Raw genomic sequence first — 17310 nt, 5'->3', positions numbered from 1 at the left:
CCAGGTAAAATTCGAAGTGAAATTTGAAATTGCCGGCAGGCCGCTGATCGAAGCGCTGCGGCTGAATGATGGATTTGAGCAATGTCCAGACCGGTGATCGGCGTGATCGGCAATACCCATAATGTCGAAAACCGCTTTTCCGCGCAGCTCGTCGGTGAGCAGAATCTCAGGGCGATCGCGGACGTTACCGGCGCCCTGCCGCTGATGTTTGCCGGCAACCCGAATATCACCGACATTCCGACCTTGCTCGACACCGTCGACGGCATCCTCCTGACCGGAGGCCGCGCCAATGTCCATCCGAGCCACTTCAACACCGAACCGCACGCCCGCCACGAACCCTATGACCAGAACCGCGATGCGGTCGCCCTGCCGCTGATCAGCGCCTGCGTTGCCGCCGGCATACCGGTCTTCGGCATCTGTCGCGGTTTTCAGGAAATGAACGTCGCGGCCGGCGGCTCGCTGCACCCGGAGATCCGCGAACTGCCCGGCCGCATGAACCACCGCATGCCGCGCCTGGAAAACGGTGAAATCCACCCGGACCTGACCGTCGTCTTTGCCGACCGGCACGACGTCCGGCTGACCCCGGACGGCACGTTCGCGCGCCTGCTCGGCCGCGAGACGATCCGGGTCAATTCCCTCCACGGCCAGGGGATAGACGAGTTGGGAAACCGCATCGTCGTCGAAGGCGTGGCGGAAGACGGCACGATCGAGGCGATCCGGTTCAAGGAGGCGGAAGGGTTTGCGCTGGGCGTCCAGTGGCATGCGGAATACGACCCACAGATCAATCCCATCAACCGCGCCCTGTTCGAGGCTTTTGGCGAAGCCGTCCGGGCACGCAGGAACGCCGGCTGATATCTGCCATTCAACTTGCCGATACGAGCGCGGCGCATATAGTGCCCATCGTATTTCGGGGGATTCGGCGATGCGGGCAAACGCAAGGTATCTGGCAATTCTACTGGCGGGCCTGACCGTCCTTGGTGCCGGAAACGTCCCGGCACGGGCCGATTTTTCAGGCCCGCTCAGTCCCGGCGCCTTCGAAGCGACGCTGAACATGGGGCCGATCGCCGAGACGCTGCGCCGGCAGATGCAGCGCAAGGGCAACCAGGGCCCGGCATCCGCCACCCCAGAGACTGCCCGGCCGGTGCGGCCGGACAGTTTCCGCTACGTCCCCTCGAAAGCCCGCCGCACGGCCAATCTCGTCGGCTTCGTCGCCAAGAGCCGGGCCGCCGATCCGAAGGGTGCGGACGACCTCGCCCAGCTGGTCGCCTCCCGCGACATCATCGAGGAGATGCGGGCGCCGCTCGCCAAATACGGGTTGCGGATCGACAACCTGGCCGACGCCTATACGGTCTGGTGGATCGGCGCGTGGCAGGCGACCCGCGGTTCGACCGACGATCCGAGCCAGGCGGCAACGGCTGCCGTCAAGCAGCAGGTGATGCGCACCATGGCTTCGGTTCCCGAATTCGCCAACGCCAATGACAGCCTCAAGCAGTCCATGTCGGAAGCCCTGTTCATGCAGGCGCTGCTGCTCGGCGTCGGGCTCGAACAGGCCAAGGGCAATGCCGCTCAGACCAAGGCGATCGGTCGTGCCGCCGCCGAAGGTGCACGCGGCATGGGGCTCGACCTCGCCTCGATGATGCTGACCGACGAAGGTTTCAAGCCGGCGGACTAAACCGGCCCGGTCGTGGCGGGCTTCGATGCCCCGATGATCTGCGGCGGGGTCGACACGGTGGAGCCCTCGTCGGCGAGTTGACAGGTGTCAACAAAGTCTTAATGGCGCGGCCCGGCCGGCGCCATCCTTTAACTCGCGTACCCCGTTCAGCCGTCTTGGCAACCGGAGAAACCAGGAATAGCCTTGGTTCCGGAAGCTTGGAGGGCGACATGACATCGAGTTTCAATGTCCGCAACGCGGGCGGTTACGAGCAACTCATGGGGCGCTGGAGCCAGAGGCTAGCACCCCAGCTGATCGATTTCGCTGGTCTTGAAGACGGAGAAAGGGTTCTCGACGTCGGCTGCGGCACCGGAAGCCTGACATTCGCACTGCCGAAGGCAGCCAATCTTTCCGAGATCGCGGCAATCGACTATTCGCCCGTCTTCGTCGAAGAGGCGATCCGCCGCAACACCGATCCGAGGATCAGGATCAGCCAGGCGGATGCCTGTGCGCTGCCATTCGAGGACGGATATTTCGACCGGGCGATGGCGCTTCTCGTCCTGCATTTCGTGCCGGAAGCGGACAAGGCCGTCGCCGAAATGCGGCGCGTGGTGCGGCCGGGCGGGGTGGTGGCGGCCACCGTCTGGGATCATCTCGGTGGCATGCCCGCCATGCGGATGATGTGGGACACGGTCTCGATGCTGGACGACAATGCCCGGCAGGTGCGAAGCCATCATTTCTTCCAGCCGATGATGCAGCCGGGCGAGATGAAGGACAGCTTCGTCCGCCAGGGCCTCGTCGACGTGGCTGAAGTCTCGCTGATGATCCGGATGGATTTTCAATCCTTCGACGACTACTGGGCGCCGATCGCCGCCGGCGAAGGACCGCTCGGCAAATATGTGGCCTCGCTAGACCCGGCGCTTCGGGCGAAAACCGACGCCGCGGTCAGGGCCGCCTACGAGGCGGGCAGGCCGGACGGTCCGCGGTCGTTCGTCTCCGTCGCCTGGGCCTGCCGGGGTGTGGTTCCCTCCGCCTGATCGCCGGACGCTGAAAGCACACCGTCCTCCCGGCATTGCCACCGGGAGAGCGTTCGTCGTCCAATCCGGTTCGACCAATCAATGCGTCGTGTTCGCCTGACCACCCTTCTTCTTCGCATCATGGGTATGGTGGCTGTCGCGTTCGCCGCCGCCGCCCGAAACGCGGCTGGTGGAACGCAGATCGTCATCGGCCGGCGGCTTCTTCACTTCCAGCGGCACACCCTTTTTCGCGTTGGGGGCATTTTCATGGGACGCGCCTGGCCCGCCCTGGCGGATGCTTGCGGGTGTCTTCTGCGATGTCGACATGATGAGCTCCCTATCGGTCCTGCTGATAACCCTGATGGGTGGTGTTGACCTTGGTATTGCCTTGCTGGCCCTGCTTGCCGGGATCATTCGCCGCCTGGGGTTTGCCGCGCTTGATGTCGGTCGTATGGACCTGTTCGCCGGAGCCCTTGTGGCTCAAGTTTTCCGAGGGCGTCGGGGGAAGTTTGCTGCTCATGAAGGGTCTCCTTTTCCGTCGGTTTCCCACTGGTCTAACCCGCAGCGAGTCACGATGTTCCATCCGACGCGTTGTTGCCGCCGGGGTGAGGAACCCCGGCCGCGCTCTCGCGTTCGAACAGGTTAACGAGGCAGGGAGGGCATCGATGAATGACTTTCAGGATCAGCTTGCCGCCGCGATCAAGCAGGCTGCATTGCCGATAGAACGCAAGTGGTGGCACACCGCCACCGTCTACCAGGTCTATCCGCGCAGTTTCTGCGATCTCAACGGCGATGGCGTCGGCGATATTCCCGGCATCACCTCAAAGCTCGACTATCTGAAATCCCTCGGCACCGACGTGATCTGGCTGTCGCCGATCTACAAGTCGCCGATGGACGACAATGGCTACGACATTTCCGATTACCAGGACATCGCGCCGGAATTCGGCACGCTCGCCGATTTCGACAGGCTGGTATCGGAGGCGAAAAGAAGGGGTATCGGCATCGTCCTCGATCTCGTCGTCAACCATACGTCGGATGAACATCCGTGGTTCGTCGAGAGCCGCAAGGGCCCGGGCAACCCGTTCCGCGATTTCTACATATGGCGCAAACCCGCTGCGGATGGCGGGCCGCCGAACAGCCTCAAATCCTCCTTCGGCGGGCCGGCCTGGACGCTCGATCCCTTGAGCGGCGAATATTACCTGCATCTGTTTTCGACCCGCCAGCCGGATCTCAACTGGGAAAACCCGGCGGTTCGGGCCGAGATCTACAAGATGATGAACTGGTGGCTGGAGCGCGGCATTGCCGGTTTCCGCATGGATGTCATCGACTATATCGGCAAACAGGTGGACCAGGAGATCGTCCACGACGGCCCGCACCTGCACGACTACCTGCAGGAAATGAACCGCAGAACATTCGGCAATCGAGATATCCTGACCGTCGGCGAGACCTGGAGCGCGACCCCCGGTTCGGCTCTCCTCTATTCCGGCCGCAACCGCCACGAACTGTCGATGGTCTTCCAGTTCGAGCACGTCACCCAGCAATGGGATGAGGTGTTCGGCAAATGGCGCTCGAAACCGTTCGACCTGGTGAAGCTGAAATCGGTACTCGGAAAATGGCAATACGCGCTGTCGGACGACGGCTGGAATTCGCTGTTCTGGGGCAATCACGACCTGCCCCGGGCCGTCTCCAAATATGGCGATGCGACCGGCCATCCGGTGGAATCGGCCAAGATGCTGGCAACCGTGCTGCACCTGATGAAGGGCACGCCCTTCATCTACCAGGGCGAGGAGATCGGCATGACCAACGTGCCGTTCACCACGATCGAGCAGTATCGCGACATCGAGACGCTCAACATGCACCGCCTCCATATCGAGGCCGGCCTGTCGCCGGAGGAATTCATCAAGGGCGCCAACGAAAACGCCCGCGACAACGCCCGCACCCCGATGCAATGGAGCGCCGCGCCCTATGGCGGCTTCTCGACCGGCGTGCCGTGGATCGAGGTCAATCCCAATTACCCGACGATCAATGCGGAAGCGGAAATGACCGACGAGACGTCGATCTGGAGCCATTACCGCAAGCTGATCGCACTGCGCAAAGCCCATGACGTGATCGTCTACGGCACCTACCAGAGTTGGCTCGACAGCCATCCGGACGTGTTCGTCTACTCGCGAACGCTCGACGGGGAGCGGTTGGTGGTGGCGGCCAATTTCACGGCCAGGGACGTGACCGCCGAGCTGCCGGGGGAATTGCGGCTGTCGGGGCAAGGCCTGATCTCGAACTACGAACTGGTGGATGCGCTTGGCGAGAACCTGACGCTGAAACCCTATGAGGCTTTTGCGGTTCTGGCGCGAACGCTTTGAAAAGGCGCGTCACTCATCTGCGGACCAGTCAGAGGGAAAATCCATGCCCCGCGGAAGAATACGCAGGATATTGACCGTGTCCTTCTCGACGACGAGCGCTATGGCGGCACTGCGTTCAAATCCTATGACGCGTAAGCCAGGGTGGATATGGCCCCGAACAGTTCCGCGGTGGGAAATGCCGAGAGGCTCATGCTGGCCGCTTCAATTCGATCGATATAGTTTCCAGCGCGCTCATACCCTGCCTCTTGGGCAATTCTCAGGTAGATCCGCCGGAGGTCAGTGACGGCTGCCGGTCGAAACTCGACATTATGATCCACGCTTGTCGGCTTTCGCCTGGCTGGCATGGAATTCGCGAAGTTCCGCGAATACTTTGGCGGCCGGAATACTGGGGCGCAGATCGTCCATGGCTTCCTGAACCTTCAGGCGCATGATTTCGTCCAGGGTTTCCCTTTCCCGCTCGAGTGCGCGCAGAGCAGCGCGCACCGCCTCGCTGGCGGAGTCATAGTCCCCCGATTCCACCATGGCATCGAGAACTTGCTGCTGTTTACCGAGTGTCAGGGCGATGGATCTGTTGGTGCGCATGTCAGCCTATCCCTTTACGCTGCCCTATCTTGCAACACGACAGTGTCTTGCGCAATCTCCCGCGGGCTGTGCCTAGTTCCTCACCCGCAGCAGCCGCAGCGCATTGATCGTCACCAGCACCGTCGCCCCGGTGTCCGCAAGGATCGCCGGCCACAGTCCAGTGATCCCCAGGATGGTCGTGACCAGGAAGGCCGCCTTCAGGCCGAGCGCGATCGAGATGTTCTGGTAGATGTTGCGCATCGTCCGCTTCGACAGCGCGATCATCGCGGCGATGTCGCCGACCCGGCCGTGCAGCGCTGCGGCATCGGCAGTTTCGAGCGCCACGTCGGTGCCTCCGCCCATCGCGATGCCGACATCGGCGGCTGCGAGTGCCGGGGCGTCGTTGATACCGTCGCCGACCTTGCCGACCACGTAACCCTCGCTTTTCAGCTCACCGACGATGCGGCTCTTGTCTTCCGGCATCAGCTCGGCACGCACCTCGATGCCGAGATCCTTGCCGATCGCGGTCGCGGTGCGAGCATTGTCGCCGGTCAGCATCACGGTCCTGATGCCGGCATCGGTCAGCGCCTTCAGGCCGGCCCTGGCGTCGGGACGCGGTTCGTCGCGCATGGCGATGGCACCGGCAAGGACCCCGCCGACGACCAGCACCGAGACGGTCTTGCCCTCGTCATTGAGGCCGGTGATCCGGCGGCCATGCGCCATCGGCAGCGAAACCCGCTCGGCCGCTGCCTTGGGCGAACCGAAAAACACCTCCTGGCCTTCGACCATCGCCGTGACGCCCTTGCCGCCGAGCGCCCTGGCATCCGTCGCGGCCGGGATCTCGACCTCGTCATCGGCAGCCTTGGCAAGGATGGCGACGGCGAGCGGATGGCTGGAGCCGGTTTCGAGCGCGGCGGCAAAGCGCAGCACGTCTTCCGCATTGCGGCCGAAGGCGATGACATCGGTCACCTGGGGCCTGCCGGCCGTCAGCGTTCCGGTCTTGTCGAGCGCGACGGCTGTGATCTTGCCGAGCGTTTCGAGTACCGCGCCACCCTTCATCAGCAGGCCGCGGCGGGCGCCTGACGACAGCGATGCGGCGATTGCGGCAGGCGTCGAGATGACCAGCGCACAGGGGCAGCCGATCAGCAGGATCGCCAGGCCCTTGTAGACCCACTCGCTCCAGGACGCACCGCCGACAAGCGGTGGCAGGATGGCGACCAGCGCCGCCACTGCGACGACACCCGGCGTGTAATACCGCGAGAACCGGTCGATAAAGCGTTCGGTCGGGGCCTTGCTCTCCTGCGCCTCCTCGACCAGCCGCACCACGCGGGCAATCGTATTGTCCTCGGCGGCGGCCGTCACGCGAACCCGCAAGGCGGCAACGCCGTTGATCGTGCCGGCAAAAACCGTGTCGTCGATGCCCTTGGAGACCGGCGTGCTTTCGCCCGTCACCGGCGCTTCGTCGATCGCGCTTTCGCCCGCGATGATGACGCCGTCCGCCGAAATACGGTCGCCAGGGCGCACGAGGATGGTCGCACCGACGGCAAGGCTCTCCGCCGGCACTTCGCGGGTCTGGCCGTTTTCTTCGAGCAGCGCGTTTTTCGGCACCAGCGCCGTCAGGCTCTGGATGCTTTGGCGCGCCTTGCCGGCCGCGACCCCTTCCAGCAATTCGCCGATCAGGAAAAGGAAGACCACGGCGGCGGCCTCTTCCGACGCATTGATGACAACAGCGCCGACGGCGGCAATCGTCATCAGCATCTCGATCGAAAACGGCGTGCCGGCGAGTGCTGCCATGATGGCGCGCCGGGCAATCGGCACGAGGCCGATCAGCATCGCTGCGGTGAAGATGATTGTGTCATAGGCCGGCACCAGATGGCCGATCCCGTAAGCCGTCGCTAACGCAATGCCGACCAGGATGGTCAGGCGGCCTTTGGGCGATTTCCACCACGGCCCGTCCATCGGCCCGTGATCGTGGCCGTGCAGGCCTTCGATTTCTGTTGTGCCGTGGTCGTGATGGGAATGATCGTGCCCGCCGTCATGGTCATGATGATGATGGTGGTCGTGCGTCTTGCCGATCTCCCCCCTTGAGGGGGAGATGCCCGGCAAGGCAGAGGGGGGTAACCCCTCGACACCGCGCCGCCGCGCATCCTCACCGGCCCTCTGACCCAGCGCCCTGAGCGAATACCCAAGCCCTACGACCTTCTTCTCGATCGCACCCAGATCGCCGGTCCCGTCATGCTTCACAGTCATCGTGCCTGAAGCCACCGAAACGGACACGTCCTCGACGCCCGGCATGCGGCGCACCGCGGTGTCGATCTTCGTCGCGCAGCTGGCGCAATCCATGCCCCCAACCTTGTATCGTGCCTGTGTCGTCGCGTTCATCGTGTCTTTCCCATTGGATCGAGCCCCGTCTCTACAACCTCTAGCGACTAGAGCTGCAAGGCCCAAAATCAGAAAAAATCACTGGCGAAGCGCATTATCTTTGCTGTAAGCCATGGTGAAGACAGGGGCGTCCGGCAAAGCCGGGCTGAGAAGCACCCTTAGAACCTGAACCAGATCATGCTGGCGGAGGGAGTCGTCAGGGCGTTGACACTGCGCCCCACGCCTGCCCCGCCGAACGAGGCAGATATGCAGACGATAATACCCCTTGGGACCCTTGCAGACACCCCCGGCCAGTTGCTGACCGCGATGCGTGCCAAAAACCCGCTCGTCCAGAACATCACCAATTTCGTGGCGATGAATATCGCCGCCAACGTGATGCTGGCGGCCGGCGCCTCGCCCGCCATGGTGCACACCAAGGAAGAAGCCGGCGAATTCGCCCGCATCGCTGCGGCCCTGACGGTCAATATCGGCACCCTGTCGCCGGATTTCCTGGCCGGCATGAAGGCAGCGGCCGCCTCCGCCACCGAAGCTGGCAAGCCTTGGGTGCTCGATCCCGTCGCCCATTACGCCACCGCCTATCGCCGCGCCGCACTCGCCGAGCTGATGGAGCTGCGGCCCACGATCATCCGCGGCAACGCCTCGGAAATCATCGCGCTGGCCGGCAGCCAGTCGAGCGGCCATGGCGTCGACAGCGGCGACAGCGTCCCGGCGGCGGAAGACTCGGCAATCACCATCGCCCGGCAGAAGGCCTGCGTGGTGGCCGTCACCGGCGAGGTGGATTTCGTCACCGACGGCCGGCGTTCGGTGCGCATCTTCGGCGGTTCGGCCCTGATGCCGCGGGTGACCGCGCTCGGCTGCTCGCTGACCTGCCTGGTCGGCGCCTTTGCCGCCGCCACGGACGATCCCTTCGAGGCGACGGTCGCCGCGCTTGCGATGTTCGCGGTCGCGGGCGAGGAAGCGGCCTTCACCGCCTCGGGTCCCGGCTTCTTCTCGCCGATCTTCCTCGACCGTCTCGCGGCGCTGACCGGAGAGACGCTCGATGCCCAGGCAAGGGTCGTCGCAGCATGACCAAAACCTTCGACCTTTCCGTCTACCTCGTCCTCGATCCCGATCTCTGCCGCGAGATCGGCATGATCGAGACGACAAGGCTGGCCGTCGCCGGCGGCGTCACCATGGTCCAGCTGCGCGACAAGCAGGCGGATACGGCAAAAATGATCGAAACCGGCCGGGCGCTGAAGGCGGTACTTTCCGGAACCGGCGTGCCCCTGATCATCAACGACGACGTGGAGGCAGCAATCGCGATCGGCGCGGAAGGCCTGCATGTCGGCCAGAGCGATATGGTGGCGGCGATGGCGCGCCGGCGCGCCGGCCATGGCATGATCCTCGGCCTCTCGGTGGAGACCGAGGACCTGGCGCGTCGGGTGGATCCGTCCATCGTCGATTATGTCGGTATCGGTCCCGTCTTTGCGACCGGCACCAAACCCGACCACAAGCAGCCGATCGGTTTCGACGGGCTTGCACGCATCGTCGCCATGGCGCCGGTTCCGGCAGTCGCGATTGGCGGCGTCAAGGCGGAACATGCCGGCCCGGCACTCGCCGCCGGCGCAAAGGGCCTCGCGGTCGTGTCCGCCATCTGCGGCCAGCCCGATCCGGAAGCCGCCGCCCGCCGAATTGCCGCGGAAATCGAAAGGGCACGCGCATGAGCATCAAAAACGTCCTGTCGATCGCCGGTTCGGACCCTTCCGGCGGCGCCGGCATCCAGGCGGATCTGAAAACCTTTGCGGCCCGCGGCACCTATGGCATGGCGGCGCTGACCGCGCTGACCGCCCAGAATACCCAAGGGGTCACCGGCGTGCATGCGGTGCCCGCCGCCTTCGTCGCAAACCAGATCCGCACCATCTTTCTCGACGTGCGCGTCGATGCGGTGAAGATCGGCATGATCGCCAATGCCGAGATCGCCGAGGCGGTTGCCGACGTGCTGCGCCCCTATCGCGATACCGTGCCGATCGTGCTCGATCCGGTGATGATCGCCAAGGGCGGTTCGCCGCTGCTGGCGCTCGATGCGGTGGATGCCGTCACCTACAAGCTGATGCCGCTCGCCACCGTCGTCACCCCCAACCTCCCCGAAGCCGCAGCGCTGCTCGGCGAGACGGTCGCCACGACCCGCGAAGGGATGGCAGCCCAGGCCGAGCAACTGCTGAAGATCGGGCCTAAGGCAGTCCTGGTGAAGGGCGGTCATCTGGAGAGCGAAGACAGCCCGGATGTGCTGGCGGACGTAACCGGCATCCACTGGTTCGAGGGCAGACGCACCGCGACCAGCAACACCCACGGCACTGGCTGCACGCTGTCGAGCGCAATCGCCGCCGAACTCGCCAAGGGTGCCTTGCCGGCTGAAGCGGTCGCGATCGCCAAGACCTATCTCGCCGGCGCAATTGCCGCCGCCGACACCCTCACGGTCGGCACCGGCCACGGACCGGTGTCGCATTTTTACGCGTGGTGGTGGTGAGGGCGAGACGACTGGTTCTCAGCCCTTCTGCACTGCAATCTTCTCGAAGGCGATTGCGATTTCCTGGCTGCCATAGGGCTTCTTCAGAAGCACTGCGCCTTCTACTTCCGCCTCGGCGGGAATGCGGTCGTTGCCGGTCGCGAACACGATGCCGACATCGGGAGATAACTTGCGCGCCTGCTGCGCGAACTCGCCGCCGGAGAGACCCGGCAGGCCGAGATCGGTGACCACCACGTCGAAGCTACGCTCCTCTATCATGATGATCGCCTCCTCCGCCGTTGAGGCCTCGGAAACCTCGTGGCCCAGTTCGGTCAGAAGATCGGCGGTGCTCATGCGGATCAGGAAATCGTCCTCGACCAGCAGCACGGAATAACGCGGCTTGACCGGTCGCTGCCCGATCACCGGGGCGACAGGTTTGGCTGCGAACGACGCCCTCACCCGGTTGCGATGCTGCTGGCCGTTCAGCACATGGCGTATCTTCCGCGCCAAGGCTTCGCGGGTATAGGGTTTCGACAGCAGCTCGACGCCGGAATCGAGCCGGCCGCCATGCACGATCGAGTTTTCCGTATAACCCGAGGTGAACAGCACGGCGATATCCGGCATCCGCTCGCGGGCGTGCCTGGCAAGCTCGGTGCTCTTCAGCGGCCCCGGCATCACCACGTCGGTGAACAGAAGATCGACCGGCACGCCGCTTTCGATGATACTCAGCGCACCCGCCGCGTCCTTCGCCTTCAGCACTGCATAACCGAGATCGCCGAGCAGCTCGATGACGGTGGCGCGCACCTGCTCGTCGTCCTCCGCCACCAGAATGGTTTCCGTGCCGCCGGTCACCGGGCCGAAATCGGCGTCGGTCACCAGATCCTCGCTGCGCTGGATGCGCGGGAAGTAGATCTTGACGGTCGTGCCCTGGCCGACTTCGCTATAGATCTTGACGTGCCCGCCGGACTGCTTGACGAAACCGTAGACCATGGAAAGGCCAAGCCCGGTACCCTTGCCGACGGGCTTGGTCGAGAAGAACGGCTCGAACACCTGTTCCATCACCTCCGGCGTCATGCCGGTGCCCGTGTCGGTCACCGCCAACATCACGTATTGGCCGGCCGGCACGTCCGCATGCTGGCGCACGTAATTGTCATCGAGGAAGGCGTTGCCCGCCTCGATCGTCAGCTTGCCACCGTCTTCCATCGCGTCGCGTGCATTGATCGCAAGGTTGAGGAGCGCATTCTCGATCTGGGTCGGGTCGACCAGAACGTTCCAGAGACCGCCGGATCGGATCGTCTCGACCTCGATATCCTCCCCGAGCGTGCGACGCAGCAGTTCTTCCATGCCGGTCAGGAACCGGCCGATATTGACCACCTTCGGTTCCAGCGGCTGGCGGCGGCCGAAGGCGAGCAGCTGGCTGGCGAGTTTGGAACCGCGTTGCACGCCGGCAAGCGCATTTTCCACCCGGCGGCTTGCCCGCTGGTTGCCGGCGACGTCCTTGGCGAGAAGCTGAAGATTGCCGGAGATCACCTGCAGCAGGTTGTTGAAATCGTGCGCGACGCCGCCTGTCAACTGGCCGAGCGCTTCCATCTTCTGGCTCTGGCGCAGCGCCTCTTCCATCTTCATGCGCTCGGAGATTTCGGACGCGATCTTCTGTTCAAGGCCGGCATTCAGCACCTGCAGCGCCTCCTCGGCGCGCTGGCGTTCGGCGAGGTCGCGTTCCGCGGCGCGGAAAAGCCGCGCATTGTCGATGGCGATCGCCACCTGGCCGGCAGCCCCCACAACCAGCCGCTCATGCTCCTCGCGGAACTGAGCCGGTTCGGCATGTCCGAAGAACAGGCCGCCGATCACCTCGCCGGAGCGCGAGATCACCGGAACCGTCAGATAGCTGCGTACCGGCAGATGGTCCTTTGGCATGCCGAAATACGGATCGTTCCGGCCGTAGCGCGGATCCGCCATGATATCGTCGGAGCGGATGACGCCCTCGCCGCTGAATGTCGGCGCGAAAACGGCCGTGTTGCGCGGCATCGGAAAATTTTCGAATGCCGACCGGGGAACGCCGGACAGCGCATAGAGCATATAGCTTTCGCCGCGGTCGTTGACCACGTTGTAGAAGAAGGCTCCAAACTGTGCGCCAGTCAGTTCGACGCCGGCGTCGGTGGTCATCTGCACCACCTTTTCGAGGTCGAGTTCGGCGGAAAGTTCAGCGCCGAGCCGGTTCAGCACCTCGAGATGCCGGGTTTCCTTGAGAAGCGCGATCTCCGCCTTCTTCTGATCGGTGACGTCGCTGCCCTGGATGAATATCCCGGTCGCCTGGCCGGCATCGTCGACGATCGGCTGATAGACGAAATCCACGAAACGCTCTTCCGGCGGCAGGCCGGGCCGGCGCGCCAGCCTCACGCTCACACCCTGGCCTAGATGGGGACGGCCGCTTCTGCGAACCTCATCGAGCAGGTCGGAAAAACCCTGTTCGGCCACTTCCGGCAGGGCTTCGCGGATGGGGCGCCCAAGCAGGTCCCGACCGCCGACGAGACGCATATAGGCGCCGTTCGCCATTTCGAAAACATGGTCCGGTCCGGTCACCATGGCCATGAAGCCCGGAGCCTGATCGAACATCAGACGCAGACGCTCGCCTTCGCCCTGAAGCCGCCGCTCGGCGCGAACCTTGGCCGTGTTCTCGACGACGATCGCCACCACGCCGAAGGGCTTGCCGGCCTCGTCATAGACCGGAGAATAATAGAGGTTCATGAAGGCGGAGGCCGGCGTGCCGGAGCGGTCGAGGACCATTTCCTGGTCGGAATAGGCAAGCGTGCCACCGGCGAAACAGACCTTCATGACGTTGTCGTTGAAGTCGGCAACTTCAGGCCAGCCCTCGCGCACCTTGCATCCGAGGATGCCGGGATGGCGCCTTCCGGCAAAATCGGAATAGGCGTCGTTATAGATCATCACGCCGTCCTCGTTCCACAGCGTGACGATCGGGACCGGCGAACGAAGCATGAGGGAAATCGTTGTCTTGAGGCTCTGCGGCCAGGTGGCGATCGGCCCGAGCGAAGTGGCTGCCCAATTGAAAGCCGCAATAAGACGGGCCATTTCGCCGCTGTGGGAAAGAAAGGCTGTCTCGGCAGTCGAATGATTCATCATCGGGCTTTCGGCGGCGATAGGCGCTGTGCTGCCGTCTTACATGACAACGATCACCTGGGACAGCCTTTTTGACAATCGTCAACTAGGGTGCCGCCGCAAAAAAGCCATGGGAGAAACCAGCTATTTTTGACACGATCGGGGGACTTCAGGCCAGGTCCGTGCGTGCGAAATCGGCGCCCTTGTAGAGCAGCGACAGGCCGCGGTTTTTAGCGCAGGCATAAGAGAGACAGTCGGCCAGATTAAGCTGGGCTGGGTGTCCCCTGCCCTTGCCGTAATCCCGGAATGCCCGGATCGCCAGCTCGCCATCGGCTTCCTCGATAGGGACGATCTGGATTTTCGTCTCTTTGAAGAAATCAGATAGACCCTGCTCAATGACGAGGGGATCCTCGTCGAGCTTCGTCGACAGCCTCATGGCAGTCTCGAGCACGACCAAAGCACTGGTGCAGAGGCTCTCTGCCGCTTCGATCTTGCCTATCCACTGTTGCGCATCCTCCTCCTTGGAAAAGATCGCGACGATGACGGAGGTATCGACGAACACTAATGGCCCCACATCTCGTCGATTTCATCCTTGGTCATGTCCCGCCCCTCTCCGCCCTTGATGGCATGAAGGCGATCGACGATTTTCATCACGCGTTCCTGAAGCGGCGTTTCCGCCTGCTCCTCTTTTGAAAGCTTCTCCTCAAGCGCCTCGATGACCGCCTCGGTCATGCTAACATTACGTTTTTTGGCAAGCCGCTCCGCGAGCTCTCGGGCGCGGGGATCCCGTATCTGCAGGTTCATGGCAGTCGCTCCAATCGTTGTCATGACAGATAGCACATCCGCCATGACAACGCGAGCGAAACCCTTGTCAGCCACAGCGCCCCGCCTGAGTCAATGCCGCGCTTACGCCGGAAAGCGAGAACGTGTAGCTGGTCTGCGTGCCGCGCTGGGAGACCGCTTCGAGCGTCATGCTGCTTCCCGATTTCATCGCCGCCACAAGAGCGGCATCGGCGCTCTCCTGCTTCGTCCAGCCGGAATTTCCCTTCGGCTCCAGGGCGAAGGTTCGGCCGTCTACGGTGACCGTCATCTGCGATCCGCCCTTGAGGTCGTAACCCATGATCGCCTGCGGATAGAAGCCGGATCCGGAGGGCTTTGGCGCGACGAGGAAAAAGTTGTCGCCGTGATCGACATTGGCGGGCTGCATCTGTGTCGGCGTGGTCAGTACGTAGCAGGTGGTGCCGCCGTCGCCCTTGTAGGAATAGAGGCCCCAGGCGTCGAATTTTTTCACCATGCTCGGGATGGGCTGGGCAAGGACGGGTGCTGCAATTGCGGAAAGAGCGAGCGCGGAAAGGGCAAAAAGCTTGATGGACAATCTTGTCTCCATGGTCGGAAATGGCGAGGGAGCCGCGGCGGCGATGGCCACGCGCAGAAGATAGCCCATTCAAAAATCGATCGGTTATCACAAGGTTAATTGCATCGGGTGCAGGTCCCGAAACGAGGCACGCGCGAGGCCCGGATGAGGCCGGATCGTGATCCGCGTGACTTTGCGCTTCCCCCGGGTTTCGGGGAAAGCGGCCAAAGGTTAATGCCCGCGGTCACAGCCCGGTCACAATTATGTCAGGCGACCATAAATGCTGTGTATATTTGCGGTGGCTCGAAGGTGGCCGCCACGAGCCACCTTCGATCGGCAGCTTATTCCGGCTTCATCGCGCAGATGGCGAAGCGTTCCTGTACCATGCGCTCCAGGCCGCGCAGGAACGGCATCTTGCGGGCCTGGGCCCAATGGATGTCGGACAGCTTGCGGTCGACCACGATGTTGACGAAACCGGCCTTGGTCAAAAGATCGACCACCGCTTCGGCCGGCATGGCGTCCGAGAAATAGACGCGCGAGCGGATGTTCTGGTGACGCGCCGCCATGGCCGGGGTCATGTGGCTTGCGGCCGGCTTGCCGGTGATCCTGGACCAGAATTTCTGCAGGCCCTTAACCCAGGTCTCCTTGCCCATGTTGCCGTCGAGGATCAGCAGTTTGCCGCCCGGCTTCAGGACGGAGAACCATTCCGCGAAAGCGACCGGCGGATCGACCAGCGTCCAGACCAGATGTCGATTGGTGATGACATCGTAGCTGTTCTTCGGCTCCATCGTATTTTCCGCGTCGCCGGATACGAAACGGATATCGGTGCCGCGTTTCTTCGCCTTGGCGCGCGCCTGACCCAGCATTGCATCCGACCAGTCGAGACCGGTGACCTTGAAACCGACGTCGTTCATCAGATGCGAGATGACGGCGGTGCCGCAGGCGAGATCCAGGGCGGCGCGGCCGGTGCCATCGCCCAGATGCTTGCGGATCAGCCGCTGCCAGCCCTTGCGTTCTTCCTCCGAGAAGATTTCGTGGCCAACGCTCTCGTCGAACGTCGCCGCTCTCTCCGACCAGAAGTCGCGGATTTCATCTCGGATGGAATAGTTGGAGTTCATCGAATTCATAATAGGTGCCCCGATAGTCAGACTACTTTGGAAGAGCTCTAAAACATAGAACTTGATTCCAAAAGTCATATTTCATATGCATGCGGACATTATCAGACATCGGGGGAGTTTCCAGATGAATTTCGCGAAAATGCTTGCAACATCAACGGTTGTGCTTGCAAGCCTTTTGCCGTTTTCCGTGCTGGCGCAGTCGTTCACCGTCAAGGACGTCGCCGGCCGTGAGGTGAAGTTCGACAAGCCGGTCGAGCGCGTTATTCTCGGCGAAGGCCGGATGCTCTATTCGGTCGCCCCGATCGAAAAGGAAGATCCCTTCGCCAGGATCGTCGGCTGGCGCAACGACCTGCTGACCACCGACAAGGATGGCTACGATGCCTATCTCGCGAAATTCCCGAAGGGCAAGGAACTGCCGTTCCTCGGCAACCTGACCGACGGCACGCTGCAGACTGAGACCGTCGTCAAGCTGAACCCGGACGTCATGCTTTTGCCGATCGGCAACAAGAAGGCCGCGGACGAGGTGAAGCTCGAGGAGATGCTGAACAAGATCGGTGTGAAGATCGTCTATATCGACTTCCGCGAACACATCCTCGACAATACCGAACCGAGCCTCAAGGTTCTCGGCCAGATCTTCGGCCACGAGGATCGCGCCGCAGCCGTCGCCGCCTACTGGAAGCAGCAGATGGCCCGCGTGACCGACAAATTGAAGGCCGCCAACCCGAAGAAGCCGAATGTCTTCATGTATCGGGCGGCCGGCCTGGTTGAGTGCTGCGGCACCTTCGGCCCGGACAATTTCGGTCTGATGGTGGATTGGGCCGGCGGCCATAACCTCGGTTCGGATTTCCTGCCGGGCTATACCGGCTCGATCAATGCCGAGCAGGTCGTCGCTTCCAATCCGGATGTCGTCGTCGTCACCGGCTCGAACTGGAGCCAGACCAAGGACGCCAAGGACTTCGTGAATGTCGGCCCGACGGCCGCCGCGGCCGCCGAAAACAGTCGCAAGGCGCTGGACGCCCTGATGCAGAATGCGGCCTTCACCGGCTCCAAGGCTGTGGCGGGCGGCAATGTCCATGCCATCTGGCATCAGTTCTACACGAGCCCATATCAGTTCGTGGCCGTACAGCGGATGGCAAAATGGTTCCACCCGGAGCTGTTCGCCGATCTCGACCCGGATGCGACCTTCAAGGAATTCCACGAGAAATTCCTGCCGGTTCCGTATCAGCCGGGTTACTGGATCGACGCCAAGGCGGCGAAGTAACCCGA

The 17310-nt window shown here is 62.9% G+C and carries 17 protein-coding genes and 1 riboswitch; of the genes, 8 read left to right on the top strand and 9 right to left on the bottom strand.

What is annotated here, in order from left to right:
* Window positions 1-81: 81 nt before the first annotated feature.
* The 3 genes from AC1D3C_RS02275 to AC1D3C_RS02265 all read left to right on the top strand — a co-directional run bounded on the left by AC1D3C_RS02275 (window position 82) and on the right by AC1D3C_RS02265 (window position 2688).
* Window positions 82-852, top strand: a complete 771-nt coding sequence (locus AC1D3C_RS02275) for a gamma-glutamyl-gamma-aminobutyrate hydrolase family protein (RefSeq protein WP_477481717.1) — start codon at window positions 82-84, stop codon at window positions 850-852.
* 70 nt (window positions 853-922) lie between these two features.
* On the top strand, window positions 923-1672 hold the full coding sequence (locus tag AC1D3C_RS02270; RefSeq protein ID WP_477481716.1) for a DUF6683 family protein: 750 nt from the start codon (window positions 923-925) through the stop codon (window positions 1670-1672).
* Between the two features lie 209 nt (window positions 1673-1881).
* Window positions 1882-2688, top strand: a complete 807-nt coding sequence (locus AC1D3C_RS02265) for a class I SAM-dependent methyltransferase (RefSeq protein ID WP_477481715.1) — start codon at window positions 1882-1884, stop codon at window positions 2686-2688.
* Window positions 2689-2766: 78 nt separating this feature from the next.
* Here AC1D3C_RS02265 and AC1D3C_RS02260 read toward each other — a convergent pair whose 3' ends face one another.
* A complete protein-coding gene (locus AC1D3C_RS02260) occupies window positions 2767-2994 on the bottom strand; it encodes a hypothetical protein (protein WP_041363923.1) in 228 nt (75 codons plus the stop codon).
* A gap of 10 nt (window positions 2995-3004) precedes the next feature.
* Complete coding sequence (locus AC1D3C_RS02255; protein WP_477481714.1) at window positions 3005-3187, bottom strand: hypothetical protein; 183 nt, start codon at window positions 3185-3187, stop codon at window positions 3005-3007.
* A gap of 145 nt (window positions 3188-3332) precedes the next feature.
* Between AC1D3C_RS02255 and AC1D3C_RS02250 the strand changes: the two genes are divergently transcribed.
* Window positions 3333-5027: a glycoside hydrolase family 13 protein gene (locus tag AC1D3C_RS02250; RefSeq protein ID WP_477481713.1), complete on the top strand. Its 1695-nt coding sequence runs from the start codon at window positions 3333-3335 to the stop codon at window positions 5025-5027.
* Between the two features lie 306 nt (window positions 5028-5333).
* On the opposite strand, the gene AC1D3C_RS02245 is transcribed toward AC1D3C_RS02250, so the two are convergent.
* Window positions 5334-5609: a ribbon-helix-helix domain-containing protein gene (locus tag AC1D3C_RS02245; RefSeq protein ID WP_477481712.1), complete on the bottom strand. Its 276-nt coding sequence runs from the start codon at window positions 5607-5609 to the stop codon at window positions 5334-5336.
* A 72-nt stretch (window positions 5610-5681) separates the two neighbouring features.
* Window positions 5682-7970 (bottom strand): heavy metal translocating P-type ATPase, encoded by a 2289-nt coding sequence (locus AC1D3C_RS02240; RefSeq protein ID WP_477481711.1) that lies wholly within the window; start codon window positions 7968-7970, stop codon window positions 5682-5684.
* Between the two features lie 113 nt (window positions 7971-8083).
* Window positions 8084-8179, top strand: a riboswitch (TPP riboswitch).
* Window positions 8180-8216: 37 nt separating this feature from the next.
* Between AC1D3C_RS02240 and thiM the strand changes: the two genes are divergently transcribed.
* Genes thiM through thiD form a run of 3 tightly spaced genes read left to right on the top strand, consistent with a single transcriptional unit; the run spans window position 8217 to window position 10476 of the window.
* Window positions 8217-9038, top strand: a complete 822-nt coding sequence (gene thiM / locus AC1D3C_RS02235; protein ID WP_477481710.1) for a hydroxyethylthiazole kinase — start codon at window positions 8217-8219, stop codon at window positions 9036-9038.
* Window positions 9035-9673, top strand: a complete 639-nt coding sequence (thiE, locus tag AC1D3C_RS02230; RefSeq protein WP_477481709.1) for a thiamine phosphate synthase — start codon at window positions 9035-9037, stop codon at window positions 9671-9673. The genes thiM and thiE overlap by 4 nt, the downstream gene beginning before the upstream one ends.
* On the top strand, window positions 9670-10476 hold the full coding sequence (gene thiD, locus AC1D3C_RS02225; protein WP_477481708.1) for a bifunctional hydroxymethylpyrimidine kinase/phosphomethylpyrimidine kinase: 807 nt from the start codon (window positions 9670-9672) through the stop codon (window positions 10474-10476). Before thiE ends, thiD begins: the two co-directional genes overlap by 4 nt.
* Window positions 10477-10494: 18 nt before the next feature.
* Here the strand turns inward: thiD and AC1D3C_RS02220 are convergent, their stop codons facing one another.
* The 5 genes from AC1D3C_RS02220 to AC1D3C_RS02200 all read right to left on the bottom strand — a co-directional run bounded on the left by AC1D3C_RS02220 (window position 10495) and on the right by AC1D3C_RS02200 (window position 16053).
* Complete coding sequence (locus tag AC1D3C_RS02220; RefSeq protein WP_477481989.1) at window positions 10495-13071, bottom strand: response regulator; 2577 nt, start codon at window positions 13069-13071, stop codon at window positions 10495-10497.
* Window positions 13072-13741: 670 nt separating this feature from the next.
* Window positions 13742-14134 carry a type II toxin-antitoxin system VapC family toxin gene (locus tag AC1D3C_RS02215; protein ID WP_040124012.1) on the bottom strand — a complete coding sequence of 131 codons (393 nt, stop codon included), beginning with the start codon at window positions 14132-14134 and terminating at the stop codon, window positions 13742-13744.
* Complete coding sequence (locus tag AC1D3C_RS02210) at window positions 14134-14451, bottom strand: type II toxin-antitoxin system VapB family antitoxin (RefSeq protein WP_477481707.1); 318 nt, start codon at window positions 14449-14451, stop codon at window positions 14134-14136. The genes AC1D3C_RS02215 and AC1D3C_RS02210 overlap by 1 nt, the downstream gene beginning before the upstream one ends.
* Window positions 14444-14959, bottom strand: coding sequence for an invasion associated locus B family protein (locus tag AC1D3C_RS02205; RefSeq protein WP_477481988.1), 516 nt, complete (start codon window positions 14957-14959; stop codon window positions 14444-14446). Before AC1D3C_RS02205 ends, AC1D3C_RS02210 begins: the two co-directional genes overlap by 8 nt.
* A gap of 308 nt (window positions 14960-15267) precedes the next feature.
* Complete coding sequence (locus tag AC1D3C_RS02200) at window positions 15268-16053, bottom strand: class I SAM-dependent methyltransferase (protein WP_477481706.1); 786 nt, start codon at window positions 16051-16053, stop codon at window positions 15268-15270.
* Window positions 16054-16168: 115 nt separating this feature from the next.
* Between AC1D3C_RS02200 and AC1D3C_RS02195 the strand changes: the two genes are divergently transcribed.
* Entirely contained in the window at window positions 16169-17305 is a 1137-nt protein-coding gene (locus AC1D3C_RS02195) for an ABC transporter substrate-binding protein (protein ID WP_477481705.1), read from the top strand.
* Window positions 17306-17310 lie beyond the last annotated feature (5 nt).

It is taken from the genome of Neorhizobium sp. P1_A6, from assembly GCF_056406795.1.
This window is presented reverse-complemented; position numbering and strand designations above follow the sequence as displayed.